The 26,334-nt window shown below is 66.7% G+C and carries 25 protein-coding genes; 12 read left to right on the top strand and 13 right to left on the bottom strand.

Annotated elements, in window-relative coordinates:
* The 4 genes from aroE to mpl form a co-directional block, all read right to left on the bottom strand.
* Nucleotides 1-867 carry a shikimate dehydrogenase gene (gene aroE / locus AC1VVG_RS03055; protein ID WP_482835242.1) on the bottom strand — a complete coding sequence of 289 codons (867 nt, stop codon included), beginning with the start codon at nucleotides 865-867 and terminating at the stop codon, nucleotides 1-3.
* Nucleotides 864-2,951 (bottom strand): ribonuclease catalytic domain-containing protein, encoded by a 2,088-nt coding sequence (locus AC1VVG_RS03050; RefSeq protein WP_034186392.1) that lies wholly within the window; start codon nucleotides 2,949-2,951, stop codon nucleotides 864-866. Before AC1VVG_RS03050 ends, aroE begins: the two co-directional genes overlap by 4 nt.
* A gap of 80 nt (nucleotides 2,952-3,031) precedes the next feature.
* Complete coding sequence (locus AC1VVG_RS03045; protein ID WP_034186391.1) at nucleotides 3,032-3,601, bottom strand: YqiA/YcfP family alpha/beta fold hydrolase; 570 nt, start codon at nucleotides 3,599-3,601, stop codon at nucleotides 3,032-3,034.
* Nucleotides 3,598-4,983 (bottom strand): UDP-N-acetylmuramate:L-alanyl-gamma-D-glutamyl-meso-diaminopimelate ligase, encoded by a 1,386-nt coding sequence (mpl, locus tag AC1VVG_RS03040; protein WP_034186390.1) that lies wholly within the window; start codon nucleotides 4,981-4,983, stop codon nucleotides 3,598-3,600. The genes AC1VVG_RS03045 and mpl overlap by 4 nt, the downstream gene beginning before the upstream one ends.
* Before the next feature lie 247 nt (nucleotides 4,984-5,230).
* Here mpl and AC1VVG_RS03035 point away from each other — a divergent pair, with 247 nt between their 5' ends.
* From AC1VVG_RS03035 to AC1VVG_RS02990, 10 genes are all read left to right on the top strand, one after another.
* Nucleotides 5,231-5,875, top strand: a complete 645-nt coding sequence (locus AC1VVG_RS03035) for a hypothetical protein (protein WP_034186444.1) — start codon at nucleotides 5,231-5,233, stop codon at nucleotides 5,873-5,875.
* A 7-nt stretch (nucleotides 5,876-5,882) separates the two neighbouring features.
* Nucleotides 5,883-6,434, top strand: a complete 552-nt coding sequence (locus AC1VVG_RS03030) for a TlpA family protein disulfide reductase (RefSeq protein ID WP_482835241.1) — start codon at nucleotides 5,883-5,885, stop codon at nucleotides 6,432-6,434.
* A gap of 194 nt (nucleotides 6,435-6,628) precedes the next feature.
* A complete protein-coding gene (gene aroQ / locus AC1VVG_RS03025; protein ID WP_011350880.1) occupies nucleotides 6,629-7,081 on the top strand; it encodes a type II 3-dehydroquinate dehydratase in 453 nt (150 codons plus the stop codon).
* Between the two features lie 66 nt (nucleotides 7,082-7,147).
* Entirely contained in the window at nucleotides 7,148-7,621 is a 474-nt protein-coding gene (accB, locus tag AC1VVG_RS03020) for an acetyl-CoA carboxylase biotin carboxyl carrier protein (RefSeq protein WP_034186388.1), read from the top strand.
* An 87-nt stretch (nucleotides 7,622-7,708) separates the two neighbouring features.
* On the top strand, nucleotides 7,709-9,076 hold the full coding sequence (gene accC / locus AC1VVG_RS03015; protein WP_034186387.1) for an acetyl-CoA carboxylase biotin carboxylase subunit: 1,368 nt from the start codon (nucleotides 7,709-7,711) through the stop codon (nucleotides 9,074-9,076).
* Nucleotides 9,077-9,078: 2 nt separating this feature from the next.
* Nucleotides 9,079-9,981, top strand: a complete 903-nt coding sequence (gene prmA, locus AC1VVG_RS03010; protein ID WP_034186386.1) for a 50S ribosomal protein L11 methyltransferase — start codon at nucleotides 9,079-9,081, stop codon at nucleotides 9,979-9,981.
* A gap of 45 nt (nucleotides 9,982-10,026) precedes the next feature.
* Nucleotides 10,027-11,370, top strand: coding sequence for a zinc-ribbon and DUF3426 domain-containing protein (locus AC1VVG_RS03005; protein WP_482835240.1), 1,344 nt, complete (start codon nucleotides 10,027-10,029; stop codon nucleotides 11,368-11,370).
* Nucleotides 11,371-11,444: 74 nt separating this feature from the next.
* Nucleotides 11,445-11,948: a thiol peroxidase gene (tpx, locus tag AC1VVG_RS03000; RefSeq protein ID WP_034182673.1), complete on the top strand. Its 504-nt coding sequence runs from the start codon at nucleotides 11,445-11,447 to the stop codon at nucleotides 11,946-11,948.
* Nucleotides 11,949-12,033: 85 nt separating this feature from the next.
* A complete protein-coding gene (locus tag AC1VVG_RS02995; protein WP_034186384.1) occupies nucleotides 12,034-12,972 on the top strand; it encodes a carbohydrate kinase family protein in 939 nt (312 codons plus the stop codon).
* Nucleotides 12,973-12,991: 19 nt separating this feature from the next.
* Nucleotides 12,992-13,465, top strand: coding sequence for an outer membrane lipoprotein (locus AC1VVG_RS02990; protein WP_034186383.1), 474 nt, complete (start codon nucleotides 12,992-12,994; stop codon nucleotides 13,463-13,465).
* A gap of 213 nt (nucleotides 13,466-13,678) precedes the next feature.
* Here the strand turns inward: AC1VVG_RS02990 and AC1VVG_RS02985 are convergent, their stop codons facing one another.
* From AC1VVG_RS02985 to AC1VVG_RS02955, 7 genes are all read right to left on the bottom strand, one after another.
* On the bottom strand, nucleotides 13,679-14,329 hold the full coding sequence (locus AC1VVG_RS02985) for a histone H1-like DNA-binding protein (RefSeq protein WP_034186382.1): 651 nt from the start codon (nucleotides 14,327-14,329) through the stop codon (nucleotides 13,679-13,681).
* 28 nt (nucleotides 14,330-14,357) lie between these two features.
* Nucleotides 14,358-14,684, bottom strand: coding sequence for a hypothetical protein (locus tag AC1VVG_RS02980; protein WP_080287729.1), 327 nt, complete (start codon nucleotides 14,682-14,684; stop codon nucleotides 14,358-14,360).
* Nucleotides 14,685-14,767: 83 nt separating this feature from the next.
* A complete protein-coding gene (locus AC1VVG_RS02975) occupies nucleotides 14,768-15,979 on the bottom strand; it encodes a ribonucleotide-diphosphate reductase subunit beta (protein WP_034186381.1) in 1,212 nt (403 codons plus the stop codon).
* Nucleotides 15,980-16,344: 365 nt separating this feature from the next.
* The gene (locus AC1VVG_RS02970) at nucleotides 16,345-19,350 is read right to left on the bottom strand and encodes a ribonucleoside-diphosphate reductase subunit alpha (RefSeq protein ID WP_124609726.1); all 3,006 of its coding nucleotides are present in this window, start codon (nucleotides 19,348-19,350) and stop codon (nucleotides 16,345-16,347) included.
* A gap of 456 nt (nucleotides 19,351-19,806) precedes the next feature.
* Nucleotides 19,807-20,397, bottom strand: coding sequence for a 1,6-anhydro-N-acetylmuramyl-L-alanine amidase AmpD (gene ampD / locus AC1VVG_RS02965; protein ID WP_034186379.1), 591 nt, complete (start codon nucleotides 20,395-20,397; stop codon nucleotides 19,807-19,809).
* Complete coding sequence (locus AC1VVG_RS02960) at nucleotides 20,394-20,711, bottom strand: PP0621 family protein (protein WP_034186378.1); 318 nt, start codon at nucleotides 20,709-20,711, stop codon at nucleotides 20,394-20,396. Before AC1VVG_RS02960 ends, ampD begins: the two co-directional genes overlap by 4 nt.
* A gap of 13 nt (nucleotides 20,712-20,724) precedes the next feature.
* On the bottom strand, nucleotides 20,725-21,618 hold the full coding sequence (locus tag AC1VVG_RS02955) for a cytochrome C assembly family protein (protein WP_034186377.1): 894 nt from the start codon (nucleotides 21,616-21,618) through the stop codon (nucleotides 20,725-20,727).
* An 89-nt stretch (nucleotides 21,619-21,707) separates the two neighbouring features.
* On the opposite strand from AC1VVG_RS02955, the gene ffh reads away from it, so the two are divergent.
* A complete protein-coding gene (gene ffh, locus AC1VVG_RS02950; RefSeq protein ID WP_034186376.1) occupies nucleotides 21,708-23,075 on the top strand; it encodes a signal recognition particle protein in 1,368 nt (455 codons plus the stop codon).
* A gap of 95 nt (nucleotides 23,076-23,170) precedes the next feature.
* Nucleotides 23,171-23,722, top strand: a complete 552-nt coding sequence (locus AC1VVG_RS02945; protein WP_034186375.1) for a hypoxanthine-guanine phosphoribosyltransferase — start codon at nucleotides 23,171-23,173, stop codon at nucleotides 23,720-23,722.
* A gap of 82 nt (nucleotides 23,723-23,804) precedes the next feature.
* Here AC1VVG_RS02945 and AC1VVG_RS02940 read toward each other — a convergent pair whose 3' ends face one another.
* Nucleotides 23,805-24,407, bottom strand: coding sequence for a MarC family protein (locus AC1VVG_RS02940; protein ID WP_034186374.1), 603 nt, complete (start codon nucleotides 24,405-24,407; stop codon nucleotides 23,805-23,807).
* A 21-nt stretch (nucleotides 24,408-24,428) separates the two neighbouring features.
* Nucleotides 24,429-26,165, bottom strand: a complete 1,737-nt coding sequence (locus AC1VVG_RS02935; protein WP_049030429.1) for a proline--tRNA ligase — start codon at nucleotides 26,163-26,165, stop codon at nucleotides 24,429-24,431.
* Nucleotides 26,166-26,334: the final 169 nt, after the last annotated feature.

Below are 26,334 nucleotides of genomic sequence, written 5' to 3'. Positions count from 1 at the left end.
TCAGCTCGCCGCGAGCACCTGGCGCAGCGCGGCCAGTACCGGTGCGCCGTCCGGCCGCACGCCGCGCCAGATGAAGAACGATTCGGCCGCCTGTTCGACGAGCATCCCGAGCCCGTCGGCCGTGCGCGCGCCGAGCGACGCCGCGTGCTGCATGAACACGGTCGGCTGCGCGCCGTACATCATGTCGTATGCGAGCGTGCCCGCGCCGAACGCGGCCGCGTCGCATTCCGGCAACGCGGCGTCGAGGCTGCCGGCCGTCGCATTGATCACCACGTCGTACGGCTCCGCGCGCACGACGTCGGGGCCGCCGCCCGCGAGCGTGCAGCCCGCATCGTGCGCGGCCTGCATGAACTGGCCGACGAGTGCCTCGGCCTTGCTCGCGGTGCGATTCACGATCGTGATCGACAGCGGCGCGCGGTCGAGCAGCGGCAGCACGACGCCGCGCGCCGCACCGCCCGCGCCGAGCAGCAGGATGCGCGCGCCCGCGAGCGACACGCCGAGATTCGCTTCGATGTCGCGCACGAGGCCGACGCCATCGGTGTTGTCGCCGTGAATACGGCCGTCGGCATCGATGCGCAGCGTGTTCACCGCCCCCGCCGCCGCCGCGCGCGGCGACAGCGAGTCGGCCAGCGCATGCGCCTCGAGCTTGAACGGCACCGTCACGTTCGCGCCGCGGCCGCCTTCGGCGACGAAGGCGCGCACGGCGGCTTCAAAGCCGTCGACCGGCGCAAGCCGGTGCGCATACTCGATCGGCTCGCCCGTCTGCGCGGCGAACTGCGCGTGGATGAACGGCGACTTGCTGTGCGCCACCGGGTTGCCGAACACGACATAGCGGTCGGCACCGCTCGTCGACACCGCCGCGGTCATGATGCGCGCCCTTCTTCGCCGTCGTTGCCGTTCGCGGCTTCGCCGCCCGCCTCCGATGCCGCGCCGTCCGCTTCGGCCAGCGCTTCGGCTTCGGTTTCCGCCGACGCGTCTTCCGCGTCGACCAGCGTGTCGTCGCCGCCTTCGGCGTCATCCTCTTCGTCGGCCGCGTCGCCGCTCGTCACGGTCGGCGCGTCGAGCACGTTCAACAGGCGCACCGACGCCTCGATCGTCAGCTCGTCGAGCGACATCACGTCGAGCAGCACGCGCGTGCCGCGCGCATGCACGCCGAGCCCCGGCACATGCAGCAGCAGCGGAATGTCCTCCAGGCGCACGAGATCACCCTTCACGACGCTCGCGACCACCTGCTTCTTCTGCTCCTGCGCGAGCCAGCGCAAGCACCAGAAGTACTCCATGCGGCGCTGGTAATCGGCATAGGCCGTATAGGTATCGTCGAAACCCTGCACGACCGCGTACAGGTCGGCGTCCTTCGGCTTGAACGGCGCGGCGAGCTTCGCGGTGACGCCATGCTGCACGCACGCGAGCAGCTGCCACTGGTTCACGAGGTCGACATAGCGGCGCAGCGGCGACGTGCTCCATGCGTACTGGGCCACGCCGAGGCCTTCGTGCGGCGCGGCCGTCGTCTGCATCCGCGTGCGCTTCGGGCCCGGCGCGCCGAAGCCGCGCTGCGAGCGATAGATGCCCGGCACCGTGTGGTCGTGCAGGAACGCGCCCCAGGTCGAGTTCGCGAGGATCGCGAGCTCCGACACGATCAGGTCGAGCGGCGACCCGCGGCGACGCGGCGTGATCGACACGTGCTCGCCTTCGACGTAGAAGTTGTAGTCGGTGTTGCGCTGCACCTCGCGCTTCAGGCCGTAGCCCGCGCGGGCGACCTGGCGCTTCTCGAACAGCGCCTGCGCGAGCGGCCACAGCACGGCGATGTCGTCCTTGTGCGGATAGTCGCCGGTGCCGGCCGCGAGCGTCTCTTCGGTGACGAGCTCGTCGAGCGTGTTGTGGCGCAGGTTGTTCTTCACGAACACGAGCTCGGCGCGCGTCTCGTTCGCGACGATCTCCTGCGTTTCGCGGTTGACGATGATGTACAGCGACAGCGCCGGACGGTAATCGCCCTCCTTCAGCGTGAACACGTCGACGACGTCGTCCGGCAGCATCGTGATCTTGTCGCCCGGCATGTAGACGGTCGACAGGCGCGTGCGCGCGATCGCATCGACCGCGTCGCCGCGCACGATGCCGAGCGCCGGCGCCGCGATGTGCACGCCGATCCGCACGCGGCCGTCGGACAGGTGCTCGACCGAGAACGCATCGTCGATCTCGGTCGTCGTGATGTCGTCGATCGAGAACGCCTCGACGTTCGCGCGCGGCAGATCGTCCGGCAGCGGGCCGACCGCGACGGGCGGAAAGCCCGTGCCGTGCGGGAAGAATTCCGCGAGGAAGCGCGCCTCGTGCAGCGCACGCGGCGACGCGATGCCGCCGCAGTCGAGCATCAGCCGCGCCGGCGACACGCCGCGCGCGCCGGCCGCCGCTTCCATCGCCTTGTATTCGATCGCGTTCTTGTCCGGCCGCGTCAGCAGCCCGAGCACCTTGCCCGCGAACGCGTCCGGCAGCTTGCCGGCCTTCAGTTCCTCTTCGTACTGCGCCTGGACCAGCGCCTGCTGGCGCTTGCGCTCGAGCGACGCGAGCGCCATCTTGAGCTGCTCTTCCGGCGCGCGCTGATACTGGCCGCGCCCCTTGCGGCGGAAGTAGACGGGCGAGCCATGCAGCCGCAGCACCAGCGCCGCGCGCTCGACCGGGCCGTAGGCCGCGCCGAAGTACTCGGCGGCCAGCGCCGTATACGCAAACTCGTCGGCCGGCGCGCATTCCCACAGGAAATCCAGGTCGATCTGCTGCGCGGCCGTGTCGGCCTCCTGCATCAGCTCGCTCGCGGCCGGCTTCTCGAATTCGATCAGCACGTCTTTCGCGCGGACCTTCGCGCGCCGCCCGCCGGGCAACTCGACCTGAAATGCATCGCCCTGGCGCGACAGCACGCTGCCCGCCTTGAAACTGCCCGATTCCTCGAAGAAAACGTTCACTCAGTACTCTCGTTCAGACTGCCCGGCGCCGCGTCGGCGGCACCGCATGATGATGGGAATTCGATCGGCACAGGGCCGGTTTATGACGTCTTTCCGTCGCAAAATGCGAGAACGTCGTCGACATAGTCGGCAAATTCGCTGATCCCGTGATCGCTGCCTTCGATCACGCGCGTTTTCGCACCCGGGTAATGCGCCAGCATCTCGCGATAGTCGAGCACTTCGTCGCCGGTCGCCGCGAACAGATAGTAGCGTTCGGCGCGCGTGATTGCCGGCACGCGCAGCGCGTCGAGCTCATGCAGGTGACGGCGCTCGACGACGATCGTGCCGCCGCCGTGCCACAGCGGCTGTTCGCCCAGGTGCTGCTCGAGATCGCGTTGCGGCACGATGGCCGGATTCAGCAGCACGGCCTTCCAGCCGTGCTTTTCCGCCAGCCACGTCGCGTAATAGCCGCCGAGCGAGCTGCCGATGACGGTCACGTCGCGCGCGCCCGCCACTTCCGCTTCGGCCACCGCGATCGCCTCGAGCGGCGACACCGACAGCGACGGGCACCGCCACTCGCCGGTACGGCCGAGTTCGGCCATGCGCGCGGCGAGCAGCCGCGATTTCTGCGATTCCGGCGACGACCGGAAGCCGTGCAGATACAGGATCACGTGCGGCTCCCGAGCGCATCGAGCAGCTTCTGGTGCACGCCGCCGAAGCCGCCGTTGCTCATCACGAGCACGTGGTCGCCCGGGCGCGCGGCCTCGACGACGGCCTTCACCAGCAAGTGGAGATCGTCGAACGCGCGTGCCTTGTCGCCCAGCGGCGCCAGCGACTCGCCGAGATTCCAGCCGAGCGCGTCGCGCCCCGTCGGGGCGCCGTAGCCGAACACGAGATCGGCATCGGCGAGGCTGGCCGGCAATTGCGACTTCATCACGCCGAGCTTCATCGTGTTCGAGCGCGGCTCGAGCACGGCGAGGATGCGGGCATTCTGGCGGCCGATGCGCGCACGAAGGCCGGCGATCGTGGTTTCGATCGCGGTCGGATGGTGCGCGAAATCGTCGTAGACGGTCACGCCGTCGATGCTGCCGCGCACTTCCATCCGGCGCTTCACGTTGCGGAACGACGCGAGCGACGCCGCCGCCTGCGCGGGCGGCACGCCGACGTGGCGCGCGGCGGCGATCGCCGCGAGCGCGTTCATCCGGTTGTGGTCGCCCTGCACCTGCCACGCGACTTCGCCGACGCGCTCGGCCTGCGAGTACACCGCGAAGCGCTCGTCGACCGGCACGCCGTCCTCGGCCGGCAGCGCCTGCCAGCCGCCGTCGACGCCGAAGCGCTCGACCTCGCTCCAGCAGCCGCGCGCCAGCACGCGTTCGAGCGCGTCCGAGCGGCCGTTCGTGACGATCCGGCCGACGCCCGGCACGGTGCGCACGAGATGGTGGAATTGCGTCTCGATCGCGGCGAGATCCGGGAAGATGTCGGCGTGATCGAATTCAAGGTTGTTCAGCACCGCGGTGCGCGGCCGGTAGTGGACGAACTTCGAACGCTTGTCGAAGAACGCCGTGTCGTACTCGTCGGCCTCGATCACGAAGAAGCTCGAGTCGGTGAGCCGTGCCGACACGCCGAAATTCAGCGGCACGCCGCCGATCAGGAAACCGGGGTTCAGGCCCGCGTCCTCCAGCAGCCACGCGAGCATCGACGACGTAGTCGTCTTGCCGTGCGTGCCCGCGACCGCGAGCACCCACTTGCCGGCGAGCACGTGCTCGCCGAGCCACTGCGGGCCCGACACGTACGGCAGGCCGCGATCGAGGATCGCCTCCATCAGCGGATTACCGCGCGTGACGACGTTGCCGATCACGAACAGGTCCGGTTTCAGGTCGATCTGTTCGGCGCCGTAGCCTTCGATCAGCGTGATGCCCTGTGCCTCGAGCTGGGTGCTCATCGGCGGATAGACGCCCGCGTCGCAACCCGTCACCGTGTGGCCCGCTTCGCGCGCGAGTACGGCGAGACCGCCCATGAAGGTGCCGCAGATGCCAAGAATATGGATGTGCATAGAGATGAATGCTTTCGCGCCGCCGGGCGCCGTCGATTCGGAAAGGATGCATGTGCGGCGCGCCGGACGGACCGCGCGACCGGCGCCGACCCACGACTTTTGCCGCGACACAAAGATGGCTATTGTAACTGACGGCCTGCGCTGCCCGGCGGCCCGAACGATGCGGGCGAACCCCGGCCGGCTGGCCGGCGGCGGCCCGCCGTACCCGTGCTCGGGCCCGTCGGCGATCGAGTATGATTGCCGGATCATGTCTCGCAAATCCCTTCTCGACCCGCGGCGCGTCCGCGAGGAAATCGCCCAATCCGCCGCCCGCCTGATCGCGGAGGACGGCCTGGACTATGCCGGCGCGAAGCGCAAGGCCGCGCGCCAGTTGCTGGGCGATTCGCGCGTTGCCGGCGAATGGCTGCCGGATAACGACCAGATCGAGGAAGAACTGCGCGAATACCTCGCGCTGTTCCAGAGCGATACCCAGCCGGACGAACTGCGCCGCCTCCGCGAGATCGCGCTCGACTGGATGCGCCGGCTCGCCGAGTTCCATCCCTATGTGACGGGCGCCGTGCTGAACGGCACCGCGAACGCCCATTCGGATATCCATTTGCAGGCATTCACCGACAACCCGAAGGACGTCGCCATCTACCTGCTGAACCAGAACGTCCAGTACGACGTCTCCGAGACGCGGCACTTCGCGGGCCGCGCCGACGTCGAGACGCTCAGTTTCCTGTGGCGCCCACGGCGCGACATGGACGCGATCGGCATCCATCTCGCGCTCTATGCGAGCGACGACCTGCGCGGCGCGGTCAAGGCCGACGCGCGCGGCCGCGTCGCCCGCGCCGATGCCGCCGCGCTGCGTGCGCTTGTCGAGGCAGGCAAGACCCCTTCCGAACCGGAATGATTCAACGATGATGATGAAACGCATGTTGGCGCTCGCGGTGGTCGCGGCCGCCGCCGTCGCCGGCGGACTGACCGCCGGCCATTGGTTCCGCGGCAGTGCCGACGACGGCGTCGCCGTCGCCGCGCCCGCCGCGCAGGGCAACCCGGTCGACCAGCTGTGGACGTCGTCGCTGACGGGCACCGACGGCAAGCCGGCCTCGCTGGCTGCTTTCAAGGGCCAGAAGGTCGTCGTCAATTTCTGGGCATCGTGGTGCGGCCCCTGCGTAGAGGAAATGCCCGAGCTCGTCGCACTGTCGCACCAGTACAAGCAGAAAGGCATCCGTTTCATCGGGATCGGCGTCGATTCCGAGCAGAACGTGAAGAACTTCCTGCAGAAGGTGAAGGTCGACTATCCGGTCTTCGTCAGCGGTTACGCAGGCGCCGATCTGGCCCGTAATTTTGGAAATACCGCCGGCGCGCTGCCGTTTACGGTCGTGATCGACGAAACCGGCAAGATTCGCGAGACAAAATTGGGACAAATCCAGCCGGCCGAGCTGAAAAAGACGCTCGACGCGCTGTAACCGGCCCGAACGGCGGCCCGCACGTTGGCGGCGATTTGCCTGTCGATCGCCGCAATTTCGCGTGAATTCGCCGATACTTTGCCTCCATGCCGGTAATTCTTGCAGGTCCGTCGCGCCCGGCCGTTCGGCAAAACTAGACAAATTTCTCTAAATAGCGCTAAAGTTCGCGCAATTCCGCAGAAATAGAAGCGACCATGACACGATTGCTGGTGCTGCACGGCCCCAACCTGAACCTTCTCGGCACCCGGGAACCGGAGGTGTACGGCCGCGTCACGCTCGCTCAGATCGATCAGGCGCTTGCCGCGCGCGCCCGGGAAGCCGGCGCCGAGTTGTCGTCGTTCCAGAGTAACCATGAAGGTGCACTGGTCGACCGCATCCAGGCCGCGCGGGAGGAACAGACCGATTTCATCCTGATCAATCCGGCCGCGTACACGCACACGAGCGTTGCGATCCGGGACGCGATCGCCGGCGTTGGCATCCCGTTCGTCGAGGTTCACTTGTCGAACGTGCATCGCCGCGAAGCGTTCAGGCACCACTCCTACTTTTCCGACCAGGCCGAAGGCGTGATCTGCGGGCTCGGCTGGAAAGGTTATCTGTACGCGCTCGAGTACGCGCTGGACAAGCTGCAAGGCACGTCGCGCGGCTGATTTCGCGATCTAGATTCAGCGCCGGCCCCTAACCGGCGCTTTCACGTATTGAAAGGGGAATTCCCGATGGATCTTCGTAAGCTGAAAACTCTGATCGACCTCGTTTCCGAATCCGGCATCTCCGAGCTGGAAGTGACGGAAGGCGAAGGCAAGGTGCGCATCGTCAAGAACGCACCGCCGGTCTACGTGCAGCCGACGGCTGGGTATGCCCCGCAAGTCAGCGCGCCCGCTCCGTCGGCCGCGCTGCCGACCGAAGGCGCTGCCGCGCCGGCCGCGGGCGCCCCCGCCGCACCGGCCGCACCGCAAGGCCACGTCGTGACGTCGCCGATGGTCGGCACGTTCTATCGCGCGCCGTCGCCGGGCGCGGACCCGTTCGTCCAGGTCGGCGACACGGTCAAGGAAGGCCAGACCATCTGCATCATCGAAGCGATGAAGCTGCTCAACGAGATCGAGTCGGACAAGGCCGGCGTGATCAAGGAAATCCTCGTCGAGAACGGCCAGGCCGTCGAATACGGCCAGCCGCTTTTCGTGATCGGCTAAGCCCGCCGCGCGGCCCTGCCGGCCGCGCGCCGCCGAGATGCTCGCCTGGCGCCGTTCGCGCGCCCCTCGAAGAGACGAATACTCGCTATGTTTGAAAAAATCCTCATTGCCAACCGCGGTGAAATCGCGCTGCGCATCCAGCGCGCATGCCGCGAGCTCGGCGTCAAGACGGTGGTCGTCTACTCGGAAGCCGACAAGGAAGCCAAGTACGTGCGCCTCGCGGACGAAGCCGTCTGCATCGGCCCGGCTCCGTCGAACCTGAGCTACCTGAACATGCCGGCGCTGATCAGCGCCGCGGAAGTCACCGATGCCGAGGCGATCCACCCCGGCTACGGCTTCCTGTCGGAAAACGCCGATTTCGCGGAGCGCGTCGAGCAGTCGGGCTTCACGTTCATCGGCCCGCGCCCGGAAACGATCCGGATGATGGGCGACAAGGTCACCGCGAAGCAGACGATGATCAAGACCGGCGTGCCGTGCGTGCCGGGCTCGGAAGGCGCGTTGCCGGACGATCCGAAGGAGATCGTCAAGATTGCGCGCGCGATCGGCTATCCGGTCATCATCAAGGCGGCCGGCGGCGGCGGCGGGCGCGGGATGCGCGTCGTGCACACCGAGGCTGCGCTCGTCAACGCGGTCAACATGACCCGCGAGGAAGCCGGCCGTGCGTTCGGCAACCCGCAGGTGTACATGGAGAAGTTCCTCGAGAACCCGCGTCACATCGAGATCCAGGTGCTGTCGGACGCGTACAAGAACGCGATCTGGCTGGGCGAGCGCGACTGCTCGATGCAGCGCCGCCACCAGAAGGTGATCGAGGAAGCGCCGGCGCCCGGCATTCCGCGGCGCCTGATCGACCGCATCGGCGACCGCTGCGCGGACGCCTGCAAGAAGATGGGCTACCTCGGTGCGGGCACGTTCGAATTCCTGTACGAAAACGGCGAGTTCTACTTCATCGAGATGAACACGCGCGTGCAGGTCGAGCACCCGGTATCGGAGCTGATCACGGGCGTCGACATCGTGCAGGAACAGATCCGCATCGCGGCCGGCGAGAAGCTCGCGCTGCGCCAGCGCGACATCCAGTTCCGCGGACATGCGATCGAATGCCGGATCAACGCCGAGGATCCGTTCAAGTTCACGCCGTCGCCGGGCCGGATCACGTCGTGGCATACGCCGGGCGGCCCCGGCGTGCGCGTCGACTCGCATGCCTACAATGGCTATTTCGTGCCGCCGAACTATGATTCGATGATCGGCAAGCTGATCACCTACGGCGCGACGCGCGAGCAGGCGATCCGCCGCATGCGCATCGCGCTGTCGGAAATGGTCGTCGAAGGCATCCAGACCAACATCCCGCTGCACCGCGAGCTGATGATCGACTCGAAGTTCGTCGAAGGCGGCACCAGCATCCACTATCTCGAAAACCGGCTCGCGCAGAAGCAGCAGGTCGCACCGGAAGAAGCGTAAGCATGAGCTATCGCGAACTCGTCGTCGAACTGGCCCGTGAGCATGCGGAGGCGCTGTCCGACGCGCTGCTCGACCTCGGCGCGCTGTCGGTGTCCGTCGAGGACGCCGACGCCGACACGCCCGACGAACAGCCGCTCTTCGGCGAGCCGGGCCTCGTGCCCGACCGCACCGCGTGGCAGCACTCGCGCGTGGTCGCGCTGCTGTCGGCCGACCATGAGCCGGCCGTGCTGCTCGCCGCGGCCGCGAACGAGATCGGCATCGCCGAAACGCCGAAGTTCGTCGTCCGCGAAGTCGAGGAACAGGACTGGGTGCGGCTCACGCAATCGCAGTTCGAGCCGATCCCGATCGGCGAGCGGATCTGGGTCGTGCCGTCGTGGCACGACGCGCCCGATCCCGATGCGCTCGTCCTCGAGCTCGATCCGGGCCTCGCATTCGGCACCGGCAGCCACCCCACTACCCGTCTGTGCATGGAGTGGCTCGAACAGTCGGTGAAGCCCGGCCAGTCGGTGCTCGACTACGGCTGCGGCTCGGGCATTCTCGCGATCCTCGCGAAGAAATGCGGGGCGAACCCCGTCATCGGCATCGACATCGATCCGCAAGCCGTCGAATCGGCGCGGCAGAACAGCGAGCGCAACCGTGCGGAAGTCACGTACGGGTTGCCCGACGCATGCCCGGACGGCGAGTTCGACATCGTCGTCGCGAACATCCTGTCGAACCCGCTGAAGCTGATGGCGTCGATGCTCGCATCGAAGGTCAAACCGGGCGGGCGCATCGCGCTGTCGGGCGTGCTCGCGCGCCAGGCGGACGAAGTCGCGGCCGTCTACGCGCGCTACGTCGACATCTCGGTCTGGCGTGAACACGAAGGTTGGGTATGCCTCGCCGGAACCCGGCGGGAAAGCCATTAGAATAGCGCTGTCCTTCACTCTGGCCAGCAGGCCGCCCGGCTCGACATGCTTCTTGCGACGCGCTGCCCTCATTGCGAAACCGTCTTCCGGCTGCAGCAGGAACAGCTCTCGCTGCATGACGGGCTCGTGCGCTGCGGCCATTGCCACGAAGTCTTCAACGCGTCCGAATCGCTCGTTCCCGGGCACGCGCCGCAGCCCGAACCGGCCCTGACCGACGCGGCTGCGGCGCCGGACCACGGCGACGCGCATCATCAGGCCCCGCCCGCACGGCTGTTCACCGCCGACGCGCCGGCCGCGTCGCCGTCCCACACCGATTACAAGCCGGAAGGCTGGGACATGTGGGCGCCGTGGCTCGACGCCGGCGTCGATCCGTCGCTGCAGCACAGCGTCGAGACCGTCCGCGTCGAGCCGCTGGTGCCGCTCGCGCTCCCGGCCGCGGAAGCCGGCGTCGTTCATCTGTCGGGCACGCCCGTGCCGTTCCCGTCCCCGACCGAACTCGACGCCGCTTCGACTGGCGTCGAGCAACCGGCCGAACCGCATTCGCAGCCGACGGAACACGACACCGCTGCCTCGCCCGCGCCGATCGAGCGCGACCCGCGCGAGCCGCGCTTCGTCGCCCACCTCCCGTCGGAACCGCAAGCCACGCCCGATGCCGCCGAACCCGCCGGCCACGCGCACTTCGCCGTGCCGGACGACGAACGCGCACCGCGCGAGCCGCGTTTTGCGTTCGCGCCGGCGCCGGCCGTCACCGAACCCGAACCCGCAACCGGATCCGACGCGTTCCCCCGGCATGATCAGGCCGCACCCGCGGCGGCAGCCGAGCCGGCGGCACCGTTCCCGGCCGCACTGTCCGACGACGACCGTCCGCACTTCGCCGTCACGCGCGAGACGCGCGCGCCGCAGCCGCGCGGGATGCTCGGCGGTTTCTTCGGCGGCCTCGTCGCGGCGGTGCTGGCCGTGCTGCTCGTCACGCAGCTCGCGTGGTGGCAACGTGAAACGCTGATGATCGACTGGCCCGTCACGCAGGGCTGGTTCCGGCAGGCTTGCGCGCCGCTCGGCTGCACGGTCGCGCCGCCGCGCGCGATCGACGGCCTGCGGCTCGACGCGACCGACCTGCGCCAGCTCGACGGGCCGCGCGAACTCGAATTGAAGGTACCGCTGACGAACCGCTACCGCGTCGCGCTCGCGTACCCGTCGCTCGAACTCACGCTGCTCGACGACGCCAATCGCGTCACCGTGCGCCGCGTGCTCGCACCGCGCGACTACGTGCGTCCGGGCACGCCGATCGACGCCGGGCTGCCGCCCGGCACCACGCAGACGATGGTCGTCCGCCTCGAAACGAACGGCACGCCCGCCTCGAATTTCCGCGTCCAGATCTTCTATCCGTGACGCACCGCGGCGCGCGCATGCGCGCCCGTCTCAACCCGCGCGCCTCAAGCGGCGCGCTATTTCGGAGCACGAACATGAGCAAAGTTACGCTGGGTGGCAACCCGATCGATCTCGCCGGCACGTTCCCGGCCGTCGGCGCCCAAGCCGCCGATTTCAAGCTGGTCGGCAAGGACCTCGCCGACCTGTCGCTCGCCAGCTTCGCCGGCAAGCGCAAAGTGCTGAACATCGTGCCGAGCCTCGACACGCCGACCTGCGCGACGTCGACCCGCAAGTTCAACGAAGCCGCGTCGTCGCTCGACAACACGGTCGTGGTCGTCGTGTCCGCCGACCTGCCGTTCGCCGCCACGCGCTTCTGCACGACCGAGGGTCTCGCCAACGTCGTGACGGCCTCGACGTTCCGCACCGGCCGCGCGTTCGCGAACGCGTACGGCGTCGACGTGACGAGCGGCCCGCTGAACGGCCTGACCGCCCGTGCCGTCGTCGTGCTCGACGCGCAGGACAAGGTGATCCACGCGGAACTCGTCGGCGAAATCAAGGACGAGCCGAACTACGATGCAGCGCTCGCCGCACTGAAGTAAGCTTTCTACCGCTTTCCCCTGCCGCGCCGCGCCCTTCGCGCGGCGTTGTCGCGCAGGGCCCCTCATTTCTACAGGAACGCACACCTTGGCTACGCTGATTTGCGGCTCGATCGCCTACGACTCCATCATGACCTTCGAAGGGCGGTTCCGCGAGCACATCCTGCCCGACCAGGTGCACCTCATCAACCTGAGCTTCCTCGTGCCGACGATGCGCCGCGAATTCGGCGGCTGCGCGGGCAACATCGCGTATGCGCTGCACCTGCTGGGCGGCGATGCGCGCATGATGGGGACGATGGGCGCGCTCGACGCGCAGCCGTATCTCGACCGGCTCGACCAGCTCGGCCTGCGCCGCGACCACGTTCGCGTGCTGCCCGATACGTATACGGCGCAGGCGATGATCACGACCGATCTCGACAACAACCAGATCGCCGCGTTCCACCCGGGCGCGATGATGCAGTCGCACCTGAACCATGCGGGCGACGCGCCGGACATCCAGCTCGCGATCGTCGGCCCGGACGGCTTCGACGGGATGGTGCAGCACGTGGAAGAACTGGCCAAGGCCGGTGTGCCGTTCGTGTTCGACCCGGGCCAGGGTCTGCCGCTGTTCGACGGTGCGACGCTGCGCCGCAGCATTGAACTTGCGACCTATGTGGCGGTCAACGACTACGAGGCCAAGCTGGTGAGCGACAAGACGGGATGGTCCGAAGATGAAATCGCCAGCCGGGTCGACGCCCTCGTCATTACGCGTGGCGAGCACGGCGCGACCATCCGCCACAAGCAGGGCACGGAGCAGATTCCTGTCGTACCGGCCGAGCGCATCGCCGATCCGACCGGCTGCGGCGACGCCTTCCGGGGCGGCCTGCTGTACGGCATCGAGCATGGCCTCGACTGGGCGACCACGGGGCGCCTCGCCAGCCTGATGGGCTCGCTCAAGATCGCCCACCAGGGGCCCCAGAGTTACGTACTGACGCGCGCGGAAATCGACGCACGCTTCGAGACTGCATTCGGTTACAGTCTCAAATGAATATTGTGGGAGAGCAAAGATGTTGACGAACAAAACCCTCACGCTCGCGGCCATGCTGACGGCCACGCTGACGCTCGCCGGCTGCTTCACGGCACCCGGTTCCGCCGATGTCTATAGCGTCGGCCAGGCGCAGCGCGAACAGACGGTCCGCATGGGCACGGTCGAAAGCGTCCGCGCGGTACGCATCCAGTCCGACGGCGGCGGCAGCGCGATCGGCACGCTCGGCGGCGGCGCACTCGGCGCGGTCGCAGGCAGCGCGATCGGCGGCGGCAAGGGCTCGATCCTGACGGCGATCGCGGGCGGCCTCGTCGGCGCGGTCGCGGGTAACGCCGTGGGCGAAAACCTCAGCACGGCGAACGGTGTCGAAATCACCGTGCGCCTCGACAACGGCGATCTGCGCTCGATCACGCAGGCGGCCAGCGGCGAAGCGTTCCGTGCAGGCGAGCGCGTACGACTGCTGTCGAGCGGCGGCGTCACGCGCGTCACGCACTAACCGGTATCCTCAGCACGCGGCGCAAGCCGCGGTCGAACGCATGTGCGACGCTGCACATGCGTTTTTTTTCGTCCGTACTCGCCGAGGTGTCGGCTGCGGCGAGTACGGACGAAAAAAATCCCGCCACCTGAGCCAGATGGCGGGACTGATTGAGTAGCGCTACTCAACCCGCGGACACCACGTGAGTGTCCGGGTGGTGCTGGTCAGCCGCGATTACGGACGGCTGCCGGTCGGGAACGGCCATGCCGCTGCCGGGTTGAGCGCGGTCTTCACGCCCGATGCCGGCGCAACCGATGCGGTCGACGCGGTCGTTGCCGGCGCAGCCTTCTTCACGACGGCCTTCTTCGGTGCAGCAGCCTTCTTCGCCGGCGCAGCAGCCGCCTTCGCAGGGGCAGCCTTCTTGGCAGGCGCAGCCTTCTTCGCGGCAGCCTTCTTCGCAGGCGCAGCCTTCTTCGCGGCAGCCTTCTTCGCCGGTGCCGCCTTCTTCGCGGCAGCCTTCTTCGCCGGTGCCGCCTTCTTCGCAGCAACCTTCTTCACGGCGACCTTCTTCGCTGCAACTTTCTTCGCAGCAGCCTTCTTCGCCGGTGCCGCCTTCTTCGCAGCAACCTTCTTCACGGCGACTTTCTTCGCTGCGACCTTCTTGGCTGCAACCTTCTTCGTTGCGACCTTCTTGGCTGCGACCTTCTTCGCTGCGGCCTTCTTCGCCGGTGCTGCCTTCTTCGCAGCAACCTTCTTCACGGCGACTTTCTTCGCTGCGACCTTCTTCACTGCAGCGGCCTTCTTCGCCGGAGCAGCAGCCTTCTTCGCAACGGTCTTCTTGGCAGCAACCTTCTTAGCAGCCGGTTTCTTCTTGGCAGTAGCCATGTTGTTCTCCTTCAGGTTCAGATGAGAGTCAGTTCAAACTACACCCTTCGTCAAAACCCGCTTCCCGCGGACGCTGTTCAGGACGTGCGCTTCGAAGCGGGCTATTCATCGGCGTACGCAGGTACCGCGCGCTTACGCTAATGAATACGGTATGGCGCGCGTGACCACTCGGCCTCGCGCGCCAAATCAAGTCGGTAGCCGGCGCACCGCGCGCCGCTACCCCTAATCGCTTGATCAAGCGGACCGCCACACGGCCGTCCGCTTTATCCGGAGGGAAGTTTGCCCATCCCACTGAAGGGTTCGCAAAGTGCCTGTCGTATCGTTGGGCCGTTAAGGCACCGGGCATGCTTTGCATCAGGCGTTCTTGCTCCTAAACCTTGGGCCGGGGCCGAGAGGCCACCGGCTGCTCACATCATGTGACGGGTTCGCTGCTGCGGGTTATTCCCAGGACAGCGCGCCCCCCGTCTGATACTCGATCACACGCGTCTCGAAGAAGTTGCGTTCCTTCTTCAGGTCGATCATCTCGCTCATCCACGGGAACGGGTTTTCCTCGTTCGGGTACAGCGGATCGAGGCCGATCTGCTGGCAACGGCGGTTGCTGATGAAACGCAGGTAGCTCTTGAACATCGACGCGTTCAAACCCAGCACGCCGCGCGGCATCGTGTCTTCGGCGTAGCGGTATTCGAGTTCGACAGCCTGCTTGAACAGCTCGCGGATCTCGGCGCGGAATTCCGCGGTCCAGAGATGCGGATTCTCGAGCTTGATCTGGTTGATCAGGTCGATGCCGAAGTTGCAGTGCATCGACTCGTCGCGCAGGATGTACTGATATTGCTCTGCAGCACCCGTCATCTTGTTCTGGCGGCCGAGTGCGAGGATCTGCGTGAACCCGACATAGAAGAACAGGCCTTCCATGATGCAGGCGAACACGATCAGCGACTTCAGCAGCTTCTGATCCGCTTCGAGCGTGCCGGTCTTGAAGGCCGGGTCCGTCAGCGTGTGGATGAACGGGATCAGGAATTCGTCCTTCGCGCGGATCGACGTGACCTCGTGGTACGCGTTGAAGATCTCGCCTTCGTCGAGACCGAGCGATTCGACAATGTATTGGTACGCGTGCGTGTGGATCGCTTCCTCGAACGCCTGGCGCAGCAGGAACTGCCGGCACTCGGGCGCCGTGATGTGGCGGTACGTGCCGAGCACGATGTTGTTCGCCGCGAGCGAATCGGCCGTCACGAAGAAGCCGAGGTTGCGCTTCACGATGCGGCGCTCGTCCTCGGTCAGACCGTTCGGGTCCTTCCACAGAGCGATGTCGCGGGACATGTTGATTTCCTGCGGCATCCAGTGGTTCGCGCAACCGGCCAGATACTTTTCCCACGCCCACTTGTACTTGAACGGCACCAGCTGATTCACGTCAGTCTGGCCGTTGATGATGCGCTTGTCGGCGACATTGACCCGCGCTTCCGTACCGCCGGCGGGAACAGCCGATGCTTGCGGCGGCACCGCAAGATCGCCTTCGAAAATGTCACGGACCTGATGGGCGGCAGGCGCAGCGGCCTGCATTCCGACAGCCATCCCGGCGGAGGTGCGCAACGCGTTTTGCTGCGCTCCGCTCGCGGGGGTTACGGCAGTCTTCTCGTCATCCCAGTTGAGCATAAATTCTCACCATCAATTTAGAACGGTTTGTACCATCTTTTCCTGAGCGATAAAAGGGTTCGCTCACGAAAAATCCTTTTTTCGATTCGCGTTGCGACCTCGATACAACACTTTGAGCAACGCATCGTCGTTCATGCAGCGCGCGAAGTGAGTTGCGCATGTATCGCGAGGTGCGCCCGACGCATCGAACGCCGATCGAAACGTGACGCCGTCGGGGATGTTTCGATCGCTTGTCACTGCCTGCAACGCAGGTGGCGCGTTACAGATTCCTTATCATTTTTTTAGTTGAGAGCGGCGCACACTTCAACCTCGATCGGTCGTCGTGTGCGCCGCCTTTGCCTGCTTCTCAGGTCAGGCGCACTGCGTTACTGGCACGCTTCGCACTCGTCGAAGCCCGGATCGCCCGGACGCATCGTGCACACCGGACCGTCCGCCTCGACCGGCGCGAGTGCCGGCGCTGCATTGATCGCGCCCGACGACACATCGCCACCCGCCGCACCGAAGCCGCCTGCCGCGCCTTGCGCGCCGCCGCTGCCCGAACCGCCGTTGCCCGCGCCGCCCGTCGGCACGGCGTTCAGCGCGCCGTGTGCGACCGTCGACTTCTCGACGTGCGTCGCCGCCATCGTGCGGAGGTAGTAGGTCGTCTTCAGGCCGCGCAGCCATGCGAGCTTGTAGACCTCGTCGAGCTTCTTGCCCGACGCGCCACCCATGTAGATGTTCAGCGACTGCGCCTGGTCGATCCACTTCTGGCGACGCGATGCCGCTTCGACCAGCCACGTCGGGTCGACTTCGAACGCGGTCGCGTAGATCGCGCGCAGGTCGGCCGGGATGCGGTCGATGCGCGACAGCATGCCGTCGAAGTACTTCAGGTCGGCGACCATCACTTCGTCCCACAGGCCGCGTTCCTTCAGGTCGCGCACCAGGTACTCGTTCACCACCGTGAATTCGCCCGACAGGTTCGACTTCACGTACAGGTTCTGGAAGGTCGGCTCGATACAGGCCGACACGCCGATGATGTTCGAGATCGTCGCCGTCGGCGCGATCGCGACGCAGTTCGAGTTGCGCATGCCGTGCGCGGCGATCCGCGAACGCAGCGTCGTCCAGTCGAGCGACTCCGACGTGTCGACCTCGACGTAGCCGCCGCGCGCTTCCGTCAGCAGCTTCAGCGTGTCCTGCGGAAGGATGCCGCGATCCCACAGCGAGCCGCGGTAGCTCGAGTAGCGGCCGCGCTCTTCGGCCAGCTCGGTCGACGCGTAGTACGCGTAGTAGCAGACCGCTTCCATCGACCGGTCCGCGAACTCGACCGCCGCTTCCGACGCGTACGGCGTGCGCAGCAGGTGCAGGCAGTCCTGGAAGCCCATGATGCCCATGCCGACCGGGCGGTGCTTCAGGTTCGAGTTACGCGCCTTCGGCACCGCGTAGTAGTTGATGTCGATCACGTTGTCGAGCATGCGCATCGCGACGCTGATCGTGCGCTTCAGCTTGTCGTGGTCGAGCGCGTAGCTGCCGTCGGCCTGCTTCACCAGGTGGGCGACGAGGTTCACCGAGCCGAGGTTGCACACCGCGATTTCGGTGTCGCTCGTGTTCAGCGTGATTTCCGTGCACAGGTTCGACGAGTGGACGACGCCGACGTGCTGCTGCGGCGAGCGGACGTTGCACGGATCCTTGAACGTGATCCACGGGTGACCCGTCTCGAACAGCATGCCGAGCATCTTGCGCCAGAGCTGCTGCGCCGGGATCTTCTTGAACAGCTTGATCTCGCCGCGCGCGACCTTCTCTTCGTAAGCCGTGTAAGCCTTCTCGAAGTCGGCACCGAACTTGTCGTGCAGGTCCGGGCAGGTCGACGGCGAGAACAGCGTCCAGTCGGCGCCTTCCATCACGCGCTTCATGAACAGGTCGGGAATCCAGTTCGCCGTGTTCATGTCGTGCGTACGGCGACGGTCGTCACCGGTGTTCTTGCGCAGCTCGAGGAACTCCTCGATGTCGAGGTGCCACGATTCGAGGTACGCGCAGACCGCGCCCTTGCGCTTGCCGCCCTGGTTCACCGCGACGGCCGTGTCGTTCACGACCTTCAGGAACGGGACCACGCCTTGCGACTTGCCGTTCGTGCCCTTGATATGCGAGCCGAGTGCGCGCACACGCGTCCAGTCGTTGCCGAGGCCGCCGGCGAACTTCGACAGCAGCGCGTTTTCCTTCAGCGCTTCATAGATGCCGTCGAGATCGTCCGCGACCGTCGTCAGGTAGCACGACGACAGTTGCGAGCGGTGCGTGCCCGAGTTGAACAGCGTCGGCGTCGAGCTCATGAAGTCGAAGCTCGACAGCACGTTGTAGAACTCGATCGCACGCGTTTCGCGGTCGATCTCGTTCAGCGACAGGCCCATCGCGACGCGCATGAAGAATGCCTGCGGCATTTCGATGCGGGTGCCTTCGACGTGCAGGAAGTAGCGGTCGTACAGCGTCTGCAGGCCCAGGTAGCCGAACTGCAGGTCGCGGTTCGCGTCGAGGGCTTCGCCGAGGCGCTTCAGGTCGAACTGCAGCAGCTTGTCGTCGAGCAGGCCGGCGTCGACGCCGCGCTTCAGGAACTGCGGGAAGTATTCCGCGTAGCGGGTCGACATCTCGGCCTGCACGACTTCCTCGCCGAGGATCTCGCGACGGATCGTGTGCAGCAGGATGCGGGCCGTGACCTGGCTGTAGGCCGGGTCCTTCTCGATCATCGTGCGCGCCGCGAGGATCGCCGAGTCGTAGACCTGGCTCATCGGCACGCCGTCGTACAGGTTCTTCACCGTCTCCGCGACGATCGGGTCAGGGTTAACCGCAGCACCGAGGCCGTCGCATGCCGACACGATCAGCGCGCGCAGCGCGTTCAGGTCGAGCGGGCGCGTGACGCCGTTGTCGACGACGTTGATGCCGGTGCTCGACTCGCCGCCCGCTGCCGCTGCGTCCTCGCCCGCATGCTGGCGCTCGAGGTGACGCTTCTCGCGATACAGCACGTACGCACGCGCGACGTTGTGCTCGCCGCCGCGCATCAGCGCGAGTTCGACCTGGTCCTGGATGTCTTCGATATGGAACGTACCGCCGTTCGGGCGGCTGCGCACGAGTGCGCGCACGACGTTGTGCGTCAGCTGTTCGACCTGCTCGCGCACGCGCGCCGAAGCCGCGCCCTGCCCGCCGTTGACGGCCAGGAAAGCCTTGGTCACCGCGATCGCGATCTTCGAGGGTTCGAACGACACCACGCTGCCGTTGCGGCGGATCACCTTGTAGTCGGCGAACGTGGCCTGCGGCGCGAGCGCCTTCGCGCCCTGTTCGGTCCCGCCGAGCGGACGGCTCGAGGCGCTCTCGTACTGGGACGTCGCGTTGTCGGTGGTTTGCATGTGCAAAGCTCCTGGTGTTGGATGGTGCGGAGAGAAAGAACCGCGGATTAAAACGAACGCTGCGCAACGCGGTGCGCGAGCGGTAAGAGGCGAGCGATGCGCCGGGGAAGCCGGTTCGGTCGATGCGCGACAACCTGGCCGGTCGTGTGCTTCGTCATGTCTACCCTGCCCCGTCGATGTTCGCTGCGCTGATCGCGACGCCCGGACCGCCCGGCCTGACGCGCCGCCCTGAGAACCCTGTCCGCCGGCGTTGCCCGCCGGCCGGTGCCGCTCGGGTTTTCCCCTGCGACACACACTATATCTAGTACAGAACTGCTCAACTGGCACCAAGTATAGTGGACATTCGGACGAGGTCAAAACGGATAATTTGCGGTGAAGGTCTTGACATCGCTCACGCGCAGACACGACAAGGCATTGGTCGGAGAAAAAACTTTCTCCGCTCAAAAAACCCCGCGATCAGTGCTGACGGAAAGGAAAGTATTCGGCGGAAAAACCGGCATCGCTCGCGAAGCGTTGCCAATCGAAGTGCGGGCCCGGGTCGGTCTTGCGGCCCGGCGCGACGTCCGAGTGCCCGGCGAATGCGTCGACCGGGTAGCGCGCGGCGAGCGCGCGGGACAGCGCGGCGAGCACCGCGTATTGCGCGTCGTCGAACGGCACGTCGTCCGCGCCTTCGAGCTCGATGCCGATCGAGAAGTCGTTGCAGCGCGTCCGGCCGAAGAACTCGGACGAGCCCGCGTGCCACGCGCGCTCGTCGCACGACACGAACTGCACGAGCTCGCCGCCGCGGCGGATCAGGAAATGGGCGGACACGCGCACGCCGCGCAGGTGGCGCTGGTAATACGGGTGCGCATCGCAGTCGAGGCGGTTCAGGAACAGCGACTCGATCGCGTCGCCGCCGAATTCGCCGGGCGGCAGGCTGATGTTGTGGACGACCACGAGCGTCGGCACCGCGCCCGCGGGCCGCCTCTCGAAGTTCGGCGACGGCGCATGGCGCGCTTCGCGCACCCAGCCGTTCGCGTCGACCGACAACGTCGGCGCGTCGCTCATCGCACGTCGCGACCGTTCGCGCGCGCGGCGTGGCGCTGCGCGTGCTCGGCGCTGCAGAAGTAGTCGCCGCCCGCGGCGACCGCTTCGCCCTTCGGCGCATGCACGCCGCATTCGGCGCAGCGCACCATCGGCTCGGGCAGCGACCGCGCGTCGCCGTTCGGCCGCGCGGCTCCGGGGCCGCCGGCGCCGGACGCGCCGTCATAACCGGCGCCGCGGCCGGTGCGCGCCTGCGCATGCTCCTGCGCGTGGCGCAGCTTGCGCGCGAGCCACGAACCCGCGAAGAAGAGAAGGATCAGGAGAAGAATCTGTCGCATCGGAAACCTGCGGTCAAACCACGGAACGGTGCAGCAGCACCTCGAAAACGAACCGGCTGCCGACATACGCGAGCAGCAGCGCGGCGAACGACACGAGCACCCAGCGCGCGGCGCCGCGGCCGCGCCAGCCCGATGTCTTGCGGGCAACCAGCAGGCCGCCGAACATCAGCCACGACAGGATCGCGAACACGGTCTTGTGGTCGAGCCGCAGCGCGCGCGCGTCGATCTGCTCGCTGAACAGGATGCCCGACGCGAGCGTCAGCGTGAGCAGCACGAAGCCGGCGCCGATCAGGCGGAACAGCAGCTTCTCGAGCGTGAGCAGCGGCGGCAGCGTTTCGAGCCAGCTCGCGATCCAGCCCGTCGAGCCGTCGCGCCCGCCGCTGCGCAGCGACTGCAGCCGCCGCTCGACCATCAGCATCAGGATCGCGTGCAGCGCGGCGATCGCGAACAACCCGTACGCGATGTTCGCAATCAGGAAGTGCAGCTTGAACAGCGGCGCCGCGGCATAAGGAAGCACCCGCACGCCGCCGAACACGAGCGGCAGCAGCGACGCGCCGCACGCGAGCGGCAAGACCAGCAGGCGCAGGCTGTCGAGCGGGAAGAAGAAGCTCTCGATCCAGTAGATGCCGGCGCCGAGCCAGAACATCGCGGACAGCGCGAACGCGAAGCCGAACACCATCGCGTCGTTCGGAAAGATCGTCATGTGGAGCAGTACGCCGTGCGCGACGAGCGCGGCGAACAGCAGCGCGCGGCCGGCCCCGCTCATCCCCGACGCGGCGGACGCGGGAACCGGCACGGCCGGCACGCTCGCGACGAGCGGCGTCGCACCCTGGCGGTGCGTGCGCCAGCCTGCGACGGCGAGGCCGCCGTACAGGAATGCGGTGAGGGCATACAGTACAATATCCATGTTCGAAGTTTACACTAGGCCCCCTTCCCGCGACGGCTCCCTTTGTTCGGTTCCGCCGCGCCTTCGGGCCCCACTGTCCATCGCTCCCCATGCTCGACAATCTCACTCAACGGATGGCGCGCGTCGTCAAGACGCTGCGCGGCGAGGCCCGGCTCACCGAGGCGAACACGCAGGAGATGCTCCGCGAGGTGCGTCTCGCACTGCTCGAGGCCGACGTTTCGCTGCCCGTCGTCCGCGAATTCATCGCCAAGGTCAAGGAAAAGGCGCTCGGCGAAGAAGTGATCAGCAGCCTGTCGCCGGGCCAGGCGCTCGTCGGCGTGGTCCAGAAGGAACTGACCGCCGTGATCGGCGGCGACTACGAAGGCAAGGCCGCCGAGCTGAACCTCGCGGTCACGCCGCCCGCCGTGATCCTGATGGCCGGCCTGCAGGGCGCGGGCAAGACCACGACCGCCGGCAAGCTCGCGAAGCTGCTGCGCGAGAAGTACAAGAAGAAGGTGCTGACCGTGTCGTGCGACGTGTATCGCCCGGCCGCGATCATGCAGCTGAAAACGGTGAGCGAACAGGTCGGCGCCGACTTCTTCCCGTCCACGCCCGACCAGAAACCCGTCGACATCGCAATTGCGGCCGTCGACTGGGCGAAGCGCCACTACCATGACGTACTGATCGTCGACACGGCCGGCCGCCTCGGTATCGACGAGGCGATGATGCAGGAAATCGCCGCGCTGCACGGCACGCTGAAGCCGGCCGAAACGCTGTTCGTCGTCGACGCGATGCTCGGCCAGGATGCGGTCAACACCGCGAAGGCGTTCAACGACACGCTGCCGCTCACCGGCGTCGTGCTGACCAAGCTCGACGGCGACTCGCGCGGCGGCGCCGCGCTGTCGGTGCGCCACATCACGGGCAAGCCGATCAAGTTCGTCGGCGTCGCCGAGAAGCTCGACGGCCTGGAAGTGTTCCACCCCGACCGGATGGCGAACCGGATCCTCGGCATGGGCGACATCCTTGCGCTCGTCGAGGAGGCACAGCGCGGCGTCGACGTGCAGGCCGCGCAGAAGCTGGCCGACAAGGTCAAGAAAGGCGGCGACTTCGACCTGAACGATTTCCGCGCGCAGATCTCGCAGATGAAGAACATGGGCGGCCTGTCGTCGCTGATGGACAAGCTGCCCGCGCAGTTCCAGCAGGCGGCCGCCGGGGCCGACATGGGCCAGGCCGAAAAGCAGATCCGCCGGATGGAAGGCATCATCAGCTCGATGACGCCGGCCGAGCGCGCCAAACCCGAAATCATCAAGGCGACGCGCAAGCGCCGCATTGCAGCCGGCGCGGGCGTGCCGGTGCAGGAAGTCAACCGGATGCTGAACCAGTACGATCAGATGCGTACGATGATGAAGAAGCTGAAGGGCGGCAACATGCAGAAGATGATGCGCGGCCTGAAGGGCATGATGCCCGGCATGCGCTGATTCCGCCCGCCGGCCGGGCGCGCGGGTTTTTGCTGTAGCGCGCGCCCGCCGTTCTGCTTCATTCTTATTTGTATACCGACTGCCCGCCAGAACACATGAACCGCGAAGAAGCCCTCCACATTTTCAACCACTCCGAAGAGATCGTGTCGGCCGATGCCGTCAACGCGTCGATCTCCAAGATGGCCGACGCGATCCGCGCCGAGATCGGCGACGCGTTCCCGCTCGTTCTCTCGGTGATGGGCGGCGCCGCGGTGTTTACCGGGATGCTGCTGCCGCATCTCGATTTCCCGCTCGAATTCGACTACATCCACCTGACCCGCTACCGCAACACGACGCAGGGCAGCCCGGAAATGCACTGGCGCGTCGCGCCGCGCGAATCGGTGAAGGACCGGATCGTGCTCGTGCTCGACGACATCCTCGACGAGGGCGAGACGATGGCCGCGATCCGCGACCGGATCCTCGACATGGGCGCGCAGCGCTTCATGTCGGCCGTGCTGTGCGAGAAGACGCTCGCGAAGGCGAAGCCGCTGCACCCCGACTTCTGCGGCTTCTCGGTGCCGGACCGCTACGTGTTCGGCTGCGGGATGGACGCAAAGGGCTACTGGCGCAACCTGCCGACGATCCGCGCACTGACCGCCGACGTCTGATCGCCGCCCTGCCGGCCCCATAAGAAAAGCGGCGCGCCGGTTTCCCGGCGCGCCGCTTTTTTTCGTGCGTACGCGGCCTGCCCTACAACTGGTGCACGAACGCGCGAATGCCGGCCAGCAGCATCTCGACCGAGATCGCGACGAGCACGAGGCCCATCAGCCGCTCGAACGCCGCGACCGTCCGCTCGCCGAGCCATTGCTGGATCCGCTCGGCCAGCACCAGCGTGATCGCGCAGACGAGCATCGTGACCGTCAGCGCGCCGGCCCACTCGAGCATCTTGCCGGGCGCCTGCGACGTCAGCAGCATCACCGTCGCCAGCGCGGACGGCCCGGCGAGTGCCGGAATCGCGAGCGGCACGATGAACGGTTCGCCGCCCGCGCGCGGATCGCTGCCGAGCGCGCCGTCCGGGTGCGGGAAGATCATCCGCAGCGCGATCAGGAACAGCACGATCCCGCCGCCGAGCCGCAGCGACAGGTCGGTGAGGCTCATCATCCGCAGGAAGCGGTCGCCGACCACCATGAAGAACAGCAGGATCACGAACGCGATCCCCACTTCACGCAGGATCAGCTTCACGCGCCGCTCGCGCGGCACGTCCCGCATCGCCGAAATGAACAGCGGGATGTTGCCGAGCGGATCGGTGATCAGCACCAGGAGCACGGTGGCCGACAGGAACGTGTATTCCATCGTGTCCCCCGGGCGCCGAGCTTAGCGTGCGAGCGCGGCGCGGATCTTCTCCGCGACCGTCGCCGCAGCCGCGTCGGCCGGCAACAGCGTCGCTTCGGCGTCGCGGCGGCCCTGGTACTCGATCTTGCCTTCCTTCAGGCCGCGCTCGCCGATCACCAGGCGGTGCGGCACGCCGATCAGTTCCCAGTCGGCGAACATCACGCCCGGGCGCTCGCCGCGGTCGTCGAGGATCACGTCGATGCCGGCCGCGACGAGTTCCGCGTACAGCTTGTCGGCCGTCTCGCGCACCATCTCGCTGCGGTCATAGCCCATCGGACACAGCACGACTTCGAACGGCGCGATCGACTCGGGCCAGATGATGCCCTTGTCGTCGAAGTTCTGTTCGATCGCCGCGCCGAGAATGCGCGTGACGCCGACGCCGTAGCAGCCCATCAGCATCGGCTGCGGCTTGCCCGACTCGTCGAGGAACGTCGCACCCATCGCTTCCGAATACTTGGTGCCGAGCTGGAACACGTGGCCGACCTCGATCCCGCGGCAGATGTCGATCACGCCCTTGCCGTCCGGCGACGCGTCGCCCTTCTTCACGTTGCGCACGTCGGCGACGTCCGGCTCCGGCAGGTCGCGGCCCCAGTTCACGCCGGCGATGTGATAGTCGACCTCGTTCGCGCCGACGACGAAGTCGCTCATGTTCGCGACCGTACGGTCCGCGATCACCTTCACGGGCTTCTTCGTGCCGACCGGGCCGAGGTAGCCCGGCGGCGTGCCGAACCACTCGACGATTTCCTGTTCGGTCGCGAAGCGGTGGTTCTTCAGGCCCGGCAGCTTCGACACCTTGATCTCGTTCAGGTCGTGGTCGCCGCGCAGCATCACCAGCCAGATCGTCGGCTCGGCGCCTTCGTTGTCGGTCGCGAGCACGATCGACTTGATCGTGCGCTCGAGCGGGATCGCCAGCAGTTCGGCAACGGCTTCGCACTTCGCCTTGCCGGGCGTCGCGACCTTTTCCAGCGCTTGCGCCGGCGCCGCGCGTTCGGCGATCAGCGGCAGCGCTTCGGCCGCTTCGATGTTCGCCGCGAAGTCGGAGGTCGGGCAGTAGGCGATCGCGTCCTCGCCGGTGTCGGCGATCACGTGGAACTCGTGCGAGAAATTGCCGCCGATCGAGCCGCTGTCGGCCGCGACCGCGCGGAACTCGAGGCCGAGGCGCGTGAAGATGCGCACGTACGCGTCGTACATCTTGCGATACGACTCGTTCAGGCCGGCCGCGTCCTTGTCGAACGAATACGCGTCCTTCATGATGAATTCGCGGCCGCGCATCACGCCGAAGCGCGGACGGATCTCGTCGCGGAACTTCGTCTGGATCTGGTAGAAGTTCACCGGCATCTGCCGGTAGCTCTTGATCTGGTTGCGCGCGATGTCGGTAATGACTTCCTCGTGCGTCGGCCCGATCACGAAGTCGTTGTCCTTGCGGTCCTTGAAGCGCAGCAGCTCGGGGCCGTACTGTTCCCAGCGGCCCGATTCCTGCCACAGTTCGGCCGGCTGCACGGCCGGCATCAGCAGCTCGATGGCGCCCGCCCGGTTCATTTCCTCGCGCACGATCGCCTCGACCTTGCGAATCGAACGCAAGCCGACCGGCAGGTAGTTATAGATGCCGCCGGCGACGCGACGGATCATGCCGGCGCGGACCATCAGCTTGTGGCTGACGATCTCCGCGTCGGCGGGAGCTTCTTTCAGGGTGCCGATAAAGAAACGGGAAGCTTTCATGCGGACGGTTCCAAAAACGGCGCCCCCAGGCGGGGCGCCCGAAAAAGTTTCAAGGTGAAAAAGCTGCGCGCGACGAACGACGATGGCGCAGATGACGTAGCAGACTAATCAGGGACAATTCAGTCGGTGCACCCCGCGCGGTTTCGCTCCGTCACGGTGCGCAGCGCCC

The organism is Burkholderia sp. L-4 (assembly GCF_056856535.1).
This window is presented reverse-complemented; position numbering and strand designations above follow the sequence as displayed.